The organism is Kitasatospora sp. NPDC001225 (genome assembly GCF_053597855.1).
This window is the reverse complement of the sequence record NZ_JBSFJC010000002.1, coordinates 89,691-101,441: the sequence shown is the minus strand read 5'-3', so window position 1 is coordinate 101,441 and position 11,751 is coordinate 89,691. Positions and strand designations below refer to the sequence as shown.

General features: G+C 72.8%; 9 protein-coding genes. 2 read left to right on the top strand and 7 right to left on the bottom strand.

Going from position 1 to position 11,751, the window contains the following annotated elements; genetic code table 11:
- Positions 1–8: 8 nt before the first annotated feature.
- The 7 genes from ACWDCZ_RS01185 to ACWDCZ_RS01155 all read right to left on the bottom strand — a co-directional run bounded on the left by ACWDCZ_RS01185 (position 9) and on the right by ACWDCZ_RS01155 (position 7,580).
- A complete protein-coding gene (locus ACWDCZ_RS01185) occupies positions 9–1,277 on the bottom strand; it encodes a DUF4255 domain-containing protein (protein WP_449814893.1) in 1,269 nt (422 codons plus the stop codon).
- A gap of 76 nt (positions 1,278–1,353) precedes the next feature.
- Complete coding sequence (locus tag ACWDCZ_RS01180) at positions 1,354–2,040, bottom strand: hypothetical protein (protein WP_449814892.1); 687 nt, start codon at positions 2,038–2,040, stop codon at positions 1,354–1,356.
- Positions 2,033–2,764 carry a T4 family baseplate hub assembly chaperone gene (locus ACWDCZ_RS01175; RefSeq protein WP_449814891.1) on the bottom strand — a complete coding sequence of 244 codons (732 nt, stop codon included), beginning with the start codon at positions 2,762–2,764 and terminating at the stop codon, positions 2,033–2,035. The genes ACWDCZ_RS01180 and ACWDCZ_RS01175 overlap by 8 nt, the downstream gene beginning before the upstream one ends.
- A 14-nt stretch (positions 2,765–2,778) precedes the next feature.
- Positions 2,779–3,303 (bottom strand): phage tail protein, encoded by a 525-nt coding sequence (locus tag ACWDCZ_RS01170; RefSeq protein ID WP_049649365.1) that lies wholly within the window; start codon positions 3,301–3,303, stop codon positions 2,779–2,781.
- Between the two features lie 7 nt (positions 3,304–3,310).
- On the bottom strand, positions 3,311–5,158 hold the full coding sequence (locus ACWDCZ_RS01165) for a phage tail sheath family protein (protein ID WP_449814890.1): 1,848 nt from the start codon (positions 5,156–5,158) through the stop codon (positions 3,311–3,313).
- 192 nt (positions 5,159–5,350) lie between these two features.
- Positions 5,351–5,731, bottom strand: a complete 381-nt coding sequence (locus tag ACWDCZ_RS01160) for a hypothetical protein (RefSeq protein WP_234348186.1) — start codon at positions 5,729–5,731, stop codon at positions 5,351–5,353.
- 109 nt (positions 5,732–5,840) lie between these two features.
- A complete protein-coding gene (locus ACWDCZ_RS01155) occupies positions 5,841–7,580 on the bottom strand; it encodes a peptidoglycan-binding protein (RefSeq protein WP_449814889.1) in 1,740 nt (579 codons plus the stop codon).
- A gap of 588 nt (positions 7,581–8,168) precedes the next feature.
- Here ACWDCZ_RS01155 and ACWDCZ_RS01150 point away from each other — a divergent pair.
- Both ACWDCZ_RS01150 and ACWDCZ_RS01145 read left to right on the top strand, forming a co-directional pair.
- Positions 8,169–10,229, top strand: a complete 2,061-nt coding sequence (locus ACWDCZ_RS01150) for a PEP/pyruvate-binding domain-containing protein (protein WP_449814888.1) — start codon at positions 8,169–8,171, stop codon at positions 10,227–10,229.
- A gap of 131 nt (positions 10,230–10,360) precedes the next feature.
- On the top strand, positions 10,361–11,716 hold the full coding sequence (locus tag ACWDCZ_RS01145; RefSeq protein WP_449814887.1) for an ATP-grasp domain-containing protein: 1,356 nt from the start codon (positions 10,361–10,363) through the stop codon (positions 11,714–11,716).
- The last annotated feature ends 35 nt before the right edge of the window (positions 11,717–11,751 follow it).

Below are 11,751 nucleotides of genomic sequence, written 5' to 3'. Positions count from 1 at the left end.
TCCTGTGGTCAGTGCGTCAGGTCCACCACGGGGCCGGTGAAGGCCCCGTCGCCGGACACCGTCAACTCGCTCGGCACGCCGTCCACTTGGACCCGGGCCAGGTACACCGTCGGCCGGACGCCGGTGACCGGCACCCGGACCGCGTACGGGTCGCTGCGCGGCTGCGACGGCACGGGCGCGCGGAACTGGTAGCTCGCCCCGGCGCGCCCGGTCGGCGGGCTCACCTCGTCCAGCAGCAGCAGGACCTGCTGGTCGTCCCGGAGCGGGAGGTCCAGCCGGACGTCCACCTGGGCCGAGACCCCGGCCGGTCCGTCGGTACGGTCCGCCGTACCGATCGGCGCGGCGATCCGCGGCTGCCGGGCGAAGGTCTGCGCGTTGGACTCCACGGCGAGGTGCTCCGCGGCGGGCCGGCCGTCCAGCGCCAGGCCGTGCAGCACCTGCAGCTGGTACACGCCGGGCGGCAGGTCCGCCGGGACGGCGACCACCAGCCGGTCGTCCCGCACACCGCCCGGGGCGACCGGCACCCGGCGCCCGCCCAGCCGGGCCACGACCAGCTCCGCGCGCAGACCGGAGCCGACCACCACCAGCTCCCGGTCCCTGGTCACCGGCCCCTCCTCGGGCGCGCCGGTGGACCCGGCCGGGCGGGACAGCACCCGCTCGACGACCGGCCCGCGGGACGGCACGGCCCGTACGGTGCGGCGCAGCACCGGCTTGCCCGCCACCGGATCGACCTTGCCCTCCACGAACACGGCGGTGGCCTGGTAGGTCACGGACAGCGCGTAGGGGGTCTGGAGCAGCGTGCTCCACAGCTTGGACATCTCGTCGACGTCCATCGTGGTGGGGGTGAAGCGCACCCGCTGCGGCGAGGCGGCCAGGTCCGTCCCCACGAGGTACGGCTGGGCGGCCGCCTCCTCGATCAACTGCCGGGAGAGCGCGGGCTGTTCGGTCAGCGTCCGGACCACGCAGCCGAGCAGCCGCTGGCCCACCAGCTGGGCCTCCTCGCCGTAGCAGCTGATCAGGTAGTGCAGGTCGAGGGCGGCGGCCGGCCGGGTCAGCACGGTGCCGTCCGTCGCGCGGGTGGGCGCGTCGTGGTTGCGCAGCGAGGCGTTGGGCGTGACCTGGTAGAGGAACACGGTGATGGTCGGGTCGGCCGGCGGCTCGGTCGGCGGCTTGCGGGTGCCGACCTCGACCGCGAACGGGATGTCGGGCGAGAGCGCGCGGGAGACGAGCAGCCGCAGCGCCTCGGTCACGGTGGCGATCGCGAGGTGGTTGCTCATGCGCCCTCCCCGTTTCGCTCGGCGGTGGCATCTGCCCGTGCGCGACGTGTGACGGCCCGCAGGCCCACTCGCCTGGTCATGGCCGCTCCCGGTCGAGGTACGCGCCCAGGTCGAGCGCGGGGGAGGGGCGGGCGGCCGCCGCCCGGCGCGGACCGGCCGGGGCGCGCTCCGCGGCCCTGACCTCCACCCGCCCGATCTGGACCCGGACCACCCGCTCGGCCGGCCGCTGCCGGCCACGCGCCGCCTGAGCGGCGGCCCGAGCGCCCGCGGCGGCCGGGCGCCGGACGGCGGGCGCGACGCCGAGCCGTCCCGTGGCCGGTGGCGGGGTCGCCGCCTGTTCCGGGCCCGGCGGCCGGACGGGTGCGGTGACCGCCGGTACGGCCGCCGGGCGGGCGGCCGCACCCTCCGCCCCGGGCCCGGCGGGTGCGGCCGGCGCGACGCGAGCGGGCGCGAGCGGGGGCGTGACCAGCAGCGGCGTGCGCGGCAGCGGGAGCGCGGCCGGAGGAGTCGGCGGCGCCTCGCGGAGCGCCGGCCGGAGCGGCCCCGCGGACGGCAGCGGACGCGGTGCCGCCGACGGCCGGGGGAGTGGCGCGGGCCCGGGCTGTCCGACCTCCCGGCCCGACGCGGCGGCCTCCCCGACGGGCGGCGGCGCCGCCCCGAGCGTCTCGATCCGTTCGAACGGCCCCGGCAGGCGCGGCCGGACGCGGACGGTGTCCCCGCCGGGGCCGCCCTTCGCGACCAGGCGGTCGAAGTAGTCAGGCATCTGCGCACAGCTCCAGGTAGTAGCGGCGCCGCAGCGGGCTGAGCGCCAGGACCTCCGGCTCGCTCCAGCCGTAGGCGGTGGCCAGCAGGTGGACGTCGAGCAGGGTCGCGCGGGCCCAGGCGTCCAGCTCCTCCCAGAGGTAGGAGGCGATGTCCAGTTCGGCGAGGGCCTGCCGGCCGCACTCGGGGCAGCCGAGGTTCAGCCGGACGTCCGCGCAGGGGTCGGCCGCGGCGGCGGCCTCGGCCACCTGCCGCTGGACCGGCTCGGGGAGCCGCCGGGCGGGCACCGGCTCCCCGTCGTGCTCGACGCTCAGGACGCACCGCTCCAGCAGGACGGTCCTGGCCTCGCCCGCGGGGGCCTGTTCGGCGGCGGCCAGGTCGCCGGTGGTGGGCAGCCGGAAGCCGACCCGCCAGCCGTCCGACTCCACCCGCAGCGGCCCGGCGGCCGGTCGACCGGCACCGACCACCTGTCCGGCGTCGAAGTCGAACTCCATCTCCTCGGCGCACCCCGGGCAGCCCACCCGTACGGTGAGCTGTTCGCCGAACAACTCGCCGCGCAGGCCGAACAGTTCGGCGTCCCGCTCGCCGACCGGTACGGCCAGCAGCTCCTCCGGCCCGGCGGCGGGCCGGGCGACGGCGTGCAGCAGCAGGGCCCGCCCGCTGCGGCCGGCCGCCACCCCGGCCTCCCAGGTGGCCAACAGGGCCGCCTCCCCCGCGAGTTCCATCGCGCTCAGGCCCCTCAGGCCGGCTGCTGGAACGAGGGCTCTTCCGGCTCGGGCGTCTCCTCGTCCCGTTCCCAGCCCTCGACCTCCAGCTTGAGGCTCTGGATGGCCACCGCGTTGGCGTTGGCGTCCAGTTCGCCCAGCACCTGGTACTCGCTCGGCCAGGCCCGGTACAGCTTGTGGGCGACCGCCACCTGGCCGGCCTCGTTGAGCACCTGGATCACCAGGTCCTTGCGGAAGTCCCGGAGCGAGACCTCCGCCCCGCGGCCCGCGCCGACCATCCAGACCTTGTTGGCCCAGCGGTCGAACTCCGGGTCGTGGGTGACCCCGCGCTCCAGGGTGACCGCCTCGAAGTCGGTGCGGCCCGGTGACTTGCGCGGCGCGCTCGGATCGCCCCCGCTGCGGTGCTTCACCACCTCGGTGGTGCGCTTGAGCGGGCTGATCTTGCTGATTCCGGCGACGACCCGTCCGTCCCAGACGACCAGGAACTTGAAGTTCTTGTACGGATCGAACCGGTGCGGATTGACGGTGAACTCGACCATGGAGATCCTAAACCTCGAACTGTCCGGCGAGTTGCTCGATTTTGACGATCACGAATTCCGCGGGCTTGAGCGGCGCGAACCCGACCACGACGTTCACCACGCCGCGGTTGACGTCGTCCTGGGTGGTGGTGTCCCGGTCGCACTTGACGAAGTAGGCCGAGCGCGCGGACGTGCCCTGGAACGCGCCCTGCTGGAACAGCGAGTGCAGGAACGTGCCCACGTTCAGCCGGATCTGCGCCCACAGCCGCTCGTCGTTGGGCTCGAACACGACCCACTTCGTGCCGCGGTAGAGGCTCTCCTCCAGCATCAGCGCGAGGCGCCGCACCGGCACGTACTTCCACTGCGAGCCGAGCACGTCGGCGCCGGCCAGGGTCCTGGCCCCCCACACCACGGGGCCCACCACGGGGAACGTCCGCAGGCAGTTCACCGCGAGCGGGTTCAGCAGGCCGTTCTCCCGGTCCGTCATCGGGACGGTCAGGGCGCGCACCCCGGGCAGGCCGGCCTCCGTGCCCGCCGGGGCCTTCCACACGCCCCGCTGGCCGTCGGTGCGCGCGATCACCCCGGCGACGGTGCCGGACGGCGGGAAGGCGCGCAGCCGCCCGGTGAGCGGGTCGACCAGCTCCAGGTGCGGGAAGTACAGCGCCGCGTGGTCGCCGCGCACCGAGTCGAAGGCGGACAGGCCGGCCCGGGCGGCGTCCAGCGTCGTCCACGCCTGCGGCGAGTCGACGATCAGGAACATCCGCTTCTCCACGCAGAGCGCCTGGGCGGCCGAGACCACCGTGACGGCGTCGTCCACGTCGGCGTAGCCGGCCAGTTCGGGCAGCACCAGCAGGTTGACGTCCTGCACGTCGCGCAGCGCCTGGATGCCGGTCTTGCCCGCCTCGCTGCCGATCAGGTCGGTCAGCCCGGGGGCCCCGCCGTCCTGGCCGCCGGCGAGCGCGAAGACCGGCGGGCTGACCGAGCCCTCCAGGCCGAGGTTGTTGGCCGCCTCGCCGAGGAAACGGACCACGTCGGCCGGGTCGGTGGAGCCGGCGACGGCCTGGAGCTGCCGGCCGAACGCCGTCACCCGGGTGCCCGCGAAGACGCGTTTGCCCGGGGCGTCGGGCAGTGCGCGGAGCTTGCGTTCGAGCAGCAGGGCGAGCTCGGTGACGGTGGTCGGCGCGGCGCCGTCCACGGCCGGGTCGTAGATCCTGACCGTCCGCGTGACGTCGCCGATCTTGACCTGCACTTCGTGGGTGAGGTCGGGCAGGGCGGCCGCGAACGGCTTGGACACGGTGCCCACCGGGTCCGGCCGGCTCGCCGCCCGGACCTTCACCCGGACCACCGCCGAGCCGCTGTTCACCACCGTCTCGGCGAACCGCGGGCTGCCGTCCTGGACCGACAGGTCCGCGAAGGACTCCCGGACCGCGCCCGAGGTGTCGAACACCTGGAGGTTGAACGTGTCGCCGGGCGTGGGCGTCCGGTAGTCCACGGCGACCCGCAGCGTCCCGCCCCAGAGCCCCGGCTCGACGGCCGTGACGTCCAGGACCGGGGTCGCGGTGGAGGTCTGCGTCGAGGTGAGCGTGGCGGCCGCGGCGGCGCCGGTGCCGGCCGCCGCGACCCGGACGACGACCGCGACCGAGCCCCCGTTCAGGAAGAACTGCTGGACGGCGTAGCTGACCGGGCTCTGCGCCGCGAGCCCGCCGAAACGGCGTTCGAAGTCCGCGAAGCTGGTGATGGTGACCGGCTGGTCGAGCGGGCCGCGCCGGGTGGCCCCGACGAAGGCGGTCACCGAGGTGCTCACCGCGGTGATGGTACGGACGCTGCTGGGAAGTTCTTCGATGTAGACGCCGGGGTAGGTCGGTATCGTCGGCAAATTCCCCCTCCGTTCACTTCGTGCATCAAGGGACCGATGGTGCCCGATGCAGTGGTGGCAGGCTCAGTTTCATAATCGGGTGACTATTCGTCAAGACCTGAACTGAGAAACTTAATTGTATTACTGCGCCTATTTCGTGGGGTTGCGGAGCAGGGAATTCCGCAACCCCGGGTCGGTCTCCCGTCCGGCCGGTCAGCCGCCTTCGGGCAGGTTCCGGTAGTCGGGGCGGGTGGTCGTCGGCGGCGTGGGCGGCTCGGTCGCCGTCGGTGCGGCTGGTGTGGTGGCCGCCGTGGTCGGCGTGGCCGCTACCGGCTTGGCGGCCGCCGGCGGGGTGGCCGCCGGCGGCTGGTAGGACGGCGGCCTGGCGGCCCCCAGGAACCAGCCCCAGGCCGCGCCGAACCGGTGCTCCAGGAAGCGGAACACCGCGTAGTAGGCCGTACCGAAGCCGGTGACCAGGGCGGAGGTGACGGAGGCGTTGTCCAGGTGGAGGCCGAGCCGCGCCGCCTGCACCGCCAGGAACGCCACGATGTAGGGCACACAGGTGCGCCACAGGGACAGGGCGATTTGGTACATCGATCCTCCTCGGACGACGTCGGCCGGTGACTGCGGAACAGCCGGCGACCGCGGATCGGCCGGTGGCCGTGGATCAGCCAGTGACTGTGGATCAGCCGGTGGCCGTCGATCAGCCGGTGACCGTGAAGCCGTGCGCCTGGCCGAGCCGCGTCAGCGAGTCGATGCCGGGGATGCCGTCCGCCTGCTGCCCGCTGTACCCGTACCGGCGCTGCAGGGCGGCGTAGGCGTCGATGGTGCTGGTGCCGAACGAGCCGTCGACCCACTGCCCGTCGAGCAGCCCCTCGGCGCGGAGCGCCTGCTCCACCGTGTACACGTCGTCCGGGTACGTGGTGGCGCCCTGGGCCGCGTCCGGGTCCTGGCGGGCGGCCGCGACCACCCGGGACTTCGACACCTCGGCCAGCGGGACCGCCCCGCCCAGCAGCCGGCGCAGCGAGGCCTCGCCGGGCACGCCGTCCGCGTCCCCGCCCGAGTACCCCAGACTGCGCTGGTAGTCGGCGTAGTTGAGGGTGTCGGCGTCGGTCCAGTCCGGGCCGGGGCCCTGGGTGTAGTGCGAGCCGAAGTTCGCCGCCACCAGCGCCTCGCCGACGATGGTGACCTGCGGACCGTGCGCGCCGTAGCCGTACGGCAGGCCGCCGACGCTGCTCTGGTAGCGGGCCGGCGTCGGGTCGGGCTGCGGCGCGGGCTCGGACGGCGGGGTGACCACCGTCCCGGACGGGCGCGGCGCACCGGACCGCACCCAGGCGTACAGCGCCGGGCCGGGGCAGTCGGTCGAGTAGCCGTCCTGGTGCCCCTTGATCTCCGGGCCCGCCGGGCCCTGCTGCTCGCAGTACTCGATCGCGTCCCGCAGCCCGTTGAGCTGCTCCGGGGTCGGCTCCGTCGACCCGGAGGAGCCGACCAGCCCGCACACCGCGTAGTGGGCCTCGTTGAGCGGGACGTCGCCGTTGGCGCTGTTGCGCCGGTTCAGGCCGCGGCCCTCGTACACGAAGCCGTGCTCGCAGACCACGAAGCTGTAGCCGATGTCCGACCAGCCGTCGTCGTTCATGTGCGAGGCCTGGAGGCGCCGCACGTAGGCCGGGCAGGTGTCGTGGGTGTCGAAGGCGTACCGGGTGCCCAGGTAGTGCACCTTCACCCCGGCGCGCGCACCGGCGTACGGGATCGAACCGTTGGGCTCGCGCCATGCCCGCGCGCCCCACTGGTCCCGGCTCACCAGCTGCAGCCCCGGCCAGTCGGGCACCGAGGGCGTGGGATTCGGCGTCGGCGTCGGCGCGGGTGTGTCGGGGGCCGGGGCCTGGCCGCTGCCGGCCCACGCCCTCAACTCGTCCAGCGAGCCGTTGAAGACGTCCGCGTCGAGCGGGTCGTCGCTGTACTGGTGGAAGCGCCAGGAGGCCTGGACGCGCGGCGAACCCGGGGACACGTAGTCCGCGATCCACAGGAAGTCGCCCGCGTTGTCGTCCGTCCGGAACCAGTAGTCCCGGTTGGTGTAGAGGCCGACCAGGTGGTCCGGGTAGCGCTGTTTGACCGCCGCCAGCCACTGGTTCTTCGCCGCGGTCGCGTCGCCGTCGGCGACGGACTGCCCGTACGGCTCGAAGTCCAGCACCAGCAGCTCGCCCGCGGGCACCTGCCCGACGACCCGGCAGAAGTGCTCGATCTCGCCGTCGACCGGGTTCTCCGCGTGCAGGAAGTGGTAGTGCCCGACCACCAGTCCCCGCCCCCGGGCGTCCGCCAGCTTGTCGGTGTACCCCGACTGGCCGGTGCGGCCGCCCTCGGTGGCCTTGATGAAGACGAACTCCGCGTCCCCCGGAATGCCCGACTGGAAGTCGGAGACGTCATAACCCTTCGCGTATGCCATCAGGAAGCTCCCCCTTCGCGCCGATGGCAGCTACGGCCGACCCGCCCGGGCCCGAGCCCGGGACGCGACGCCGACCGGAGCGTCATGCCCACCTCACCGTACCCCCCGGTATGCGTCAACTCCCTTGAAATACAAGGGATCTACGCACTTTCGCCGCATCCGGGAGTGGGCCGTTCCGGGCAATATGCCACTGGCACTGGAGGGTCGTACGCCCTGTCCTGCCCCGGTGTGCCGCCGAGGCCGCCGGGGCCGCCGGATCCGTCGGCCGGCTCCGATCGGGGTGCGCGGGGAGGGTGCGCGAGGAGTGCGCGCGCCCTCCTGAGGTCGTACAGGAATCAATGATTCCGGAAATGCTCGATCGCTCACCAAGCACCGGTCACCCCTTGTTGTGACCTTTACCACAGCTTGATGCGGCGGGGCGGATTCCCCTATCGGATTCCCGTGGCCGGATCGTTCCATGATGGCCTGATGTGACATGACCATTCGTCAAACATTGAAATCGAATGGCAATGTGGGCGCCGTCGTACCGACCCTTCTGCACCAGGTGTACTGATCGTGTACACGACGAAGAATGGCTGAACTGTGCGCATGACCCGTTCGGATCGCAACGACGCGACCACGCGGCCCCGCCTCGCCGGCGAAAAGCTCACCCTGGAGGAGTTCTCCGAGCTCGCCGGCCAGGTCGGGGGCTATCCCTATGTGAAAGTCGTACTCGACCGCGACGAGTCGGTGCTCCACTTCATCGACAGCGCCGACGGCACCCTCCACGTCCGCTACATCGCGTGCGAGATCCTCGGCATGTCGATCGACGAACTGGCGCGCGGACTCGATTCGTTCAATGACGACGTGTACCGGAATCCCGACCGTCGCTTCTATCTCGGCACCCTCGCCCGCCACACCCGCCGCGCCGCGGAAAACGGCGAGGCCGACACCTTCCTGTCCCTGGAAACCGTCGACGTCGACACCATGTCCCAGGACATGCTCCGGTTCTTCTACCACCGGGTGCGCGAGCACATCGACCCCTTGCTGCCGCTCGTCCTCAAGCCGGCCGGCCACGAGCAGGAGGGCTATCTCGCCCGCATACCGGAGACCGAGATACCGCGCGTCCTGTCCCACGAGCTCTACTCCGCGGCCTCCTACGTACCGCTGAACGCCGGGACCGCCCACGGTCGGCTGCGCGTGTTCGGCTCGGAGGAGGAGTACCGGGCCGACCCCGAGCCGCTGGAGTGGCACGACATCGTGGTGATGCCCCGGGTGCCCGAGGACATCCCCCGGGTCTCCGGCATCATCCACACCGAGCACACCACACCGCTCTCCCACATCAACGTGATGGCCGCCGGATGGCGCATCCCCAACGCCGTCGGCGTCGAAGCCGTCGAGCGCATCGACCGCGCCGGGCTGCACGACCGATGTTGGGTGCACTACCGCGTCGAAGCCGACGGCGGAGAGCTCCTCCTCGAAGCCGCCCGGCCCGGCGACCGCGAGGAAGCCCCGCCGACCCCGCCGGCCGACCGCGTCGCCGTGGACCTGCCCGACCTCACGCCCACGCCGGTCACCCCGCTGTCCGCACTGCGCGAAGGGGACCACGTCCGGTTCGGCACCAAGGCCGCCAACCTCGGCGAACTCACCCACCTGCTCCAGCACGGCTCACCGCGCTGGCTCGGCTTCTACAGCGTGCCCCGGCCGCCCCGGGACAACCTGCTGCGCTACCTCGCCCGGCAACTCGGCCTCCCGGAGGACGCGGACACGGCCGAACTGGACGCCGCCGCGCAGCTCCTGGTGAAGGAGTACGCCCACGTGCCGCGCGGCATCGTGCTGCCGTTCTCCCTCCAGCAGCGCTTCCTCGACTCCTCGGCGGAGCTCCGCACCGCCGTCGACCGGCTGGACTCCGCCCTCCGGGACGGGACTTCGCTCCACGAGGGGAGGCGGATCGAGGAACGCATCGAGGAGCGCATCGAGGCCCTCTGCCTCGAAGCCCAGCGGCTGATCCGCGACACCCCGCTGCCCGACCCGATCCGCACCGAGATCGACCGGGCGATCGACCGGCACCTGTACGGCGCCCGCGTCCAGGTCGTCCGCAGCTCCTCCAACGCCGAGGACCTGGCCGGCTTCTCCGCCGCCGGACTCTACGAATCGGTGGCCGACGCCAGCGGCACGGACGCCGTCCTCGACGCGGTCCGCGAGGTCTGGGCCTCGCTGTTCTCACCCCGCGCGGTCCTGCTGCGCCGCCAGGCGGGCATCCCCCTGGACCACTGCCGGATGGCCGTGATCGTCCAGGAACAGGTCGGAGCCACCGTCGGCGGCGTCCTGGTCACCTGCAACCCGCTGAGCCCGCAGGACTTCCGCAACGTCTACCTCAACATCTCGCCGCGCTCCGTGACCGACGTGGTCTCCGGCCGGGGCGCCCCGCTCCAGTACCTGTGCAACACCATGGAAGGCGGCAGCCGCACCGTCTCGCTCGGCACCGCCGGCACCGACCTGGACGCCGGGACCAAGGACCTCGTACGCCGACTGGCCCTGATCAGCAGGCTGTTGCAGTCGCACTTCTCGCCCGACGAGACGTACGCAACCCCGGTCGACATCGAGTGGGCGATCGAGGGCGACCAGATCAGCCTGCTGCAGCTGCGCCCCTTCCGCACCGCCGGCTGACGCGGCCGGCCGACACCGTCGGCTGATGTCGCCGGAACACCGCACGGGCCCGCGCACGAGCGCGCCCGTGTGCCCCTCCGCGCCCTTTCCCGCGGCCGCCCACGAGTGAACTTCCCTCAGGAGCAAGTACGTTGAACCGGATTCTGTACGTCTACGTCAAGGGCGGCGCCCCGCTGGAGTACGCCTTCCCGCGCATCGCCGCCTGCGGGGAGCTGCACGTCCTCGCACTGGCGCCGCTGCCCGCGTCCGGCGAGGACGTGTGGCGGCCCAGCTGCACCAGCATCGAGCTGGTGCCCGAGGCGCCGCGCGGGGACGACCTGGTCGAGCTGATCGTCGAGTACGCGAAGGCCATCGGAGCCGACGCGGTGCTGACCCTCTCCGAGTTCGCGGTCCTCGCCGTCGCCCAGGCCGCGATCCGCCTCAACCTGGCCGGCCCCGGCGAGGGGATCGTCCGCGCCAGGGACAAGCGGCTGATGCGCGAGGCCTGGGCCGCCGCCGGGGTCCCGATACCCGCGTTCCGCCGGGTCGACAGCCTCGCCGACCTGGACACCGCGCTGGCCGAGTTCACGCCCCCGCTGCTGCTCAAGCCGGCCTGGGGCGCCGGCTCGGTCGCCCAGATCGTGCTGGACAAGCCCGAGGACGCCGCCCCGGCGTGGGCCGAGATCGAGCGCGGACTCCAGGCCGGCAGCCGGGTCGGCATGAACGAGCTCTACGCCGCCGACACCGACCACGACCGCCTCGTCGAGGAGATCGCCCAGGGCTCCACCGAAGGCTGGTACGAGGAGCCCGGCTACGGCGACTACGTCAGCGTGGAGGGGATCGTCGCGGACGGCGTCTACCGCCCCCTGGCCATCACCGCCAAGCTGCCGACCGTACCGTCCTTCGTCGAGGTCGCCAGCACCTCGCCCTCCGTCATGACGGTGCCGGTCCAGCGCCGGATCGAGGAGGTCTCCCGACAGGCCGTCGACGCGCTCGGGCTGGAGAACTGCGGCACCCACACCGAGCTGAAGCTGATGAAGGACGGCGAACTGGTCGTCATCGAGACCGCGGCCAGGTTCGGCGGCCTGCTCACCACCAGGCAGGTCCACGAGGTCTTCGGACTCGACCCGATCGGCATGCTGGTCCGCCAACTGCTCGGCGAGCGCGTCGACTACCCCGAGGCCATGCCCACCACCGGTACCCGGGCCGCCGCGTCACTGGCCGTCGTCCCGGCCGACGCCTCGGGCGTGCCCTGGCAGAGCACCCCGCTCTGGAACCCGCAGGCCGTCGAATGGCAGAGCCTGCTCTCCCCGGGCAGCACCATCGAAGCCGTCCCCGCCTTCGCGATGCCCGCCGGCCGGCCCGTCCCCGCCTTCGACCCGTCCGCCGGCTCGCGCAACTGGCTCGGGGTCTACCTGCTCAGCGCCGTCGACGCCGCCACCCTGCAGCGCGACTGCAACGCCGTGCTGAACGGCATGGAAGCCGCCCTGCACCGGGCCGCCTCCTGACCCCCTTTCCTCCTCCCTCTTTCTCTTTCTCTTTC

Excerpts from the sequence above, each read along its gene's own strand:
- ACWDCZ_RS01160 (WP_234348186.1), bottom strand. The coding sequence starts at position 5,731 with ATGTACCAAATCGCCCTGTCCCTGTGGCGCACCTGTGTGCCCTACATC.
- ACWDCZ_RS01170 (WP_049649365.1), bottom strand. The coding sequence starts at position 3,303 with ATGGTCGAGTTCACCGTCAATCCGCACCGGTTCGATCCGTACAAGAAC.
- ACWDCZ_RS01175 (WP_449814891.1), bottom strand. The coding sequence starts at position 2,764 with ATGGAACTCGCGGGGGAGGCGGCCCTGTTGGCCACCTGGGAGGCCGGG.
- ACWDCZ_RS01155 (WP_449814889.1), bottom strand. The coding sequence starts at position 7,580 with ATGGCATACGCGAAGGGTTATGACGTCTCCGACTTCCAGTCGGGCATT.
- ACWDCZ_RS01180 (WP_449814892.1), bottom strand. The coding sequence starts at position 2,040 with ATGCCTGACTACTTCGACCGCCTGGTCGCGAAGGGCGGCCCCGGCGGG.
- ACWDCZ_RS01185 (WP_449814893.1), bottom strand. The coding sequence starts at position 1,277 with ATGAGCAACCACCTCGCGATCGCCACCGTGACCGAGGCGCTGCGGCTG.
- ACWDCZ_RS01150 (WP_449814888.1), top strand. The coding sequence starts at position 8,169 with ATGACCCGTTCGGATCGCAACGACGCGACCACGCGGCCCCGCCTCGCC.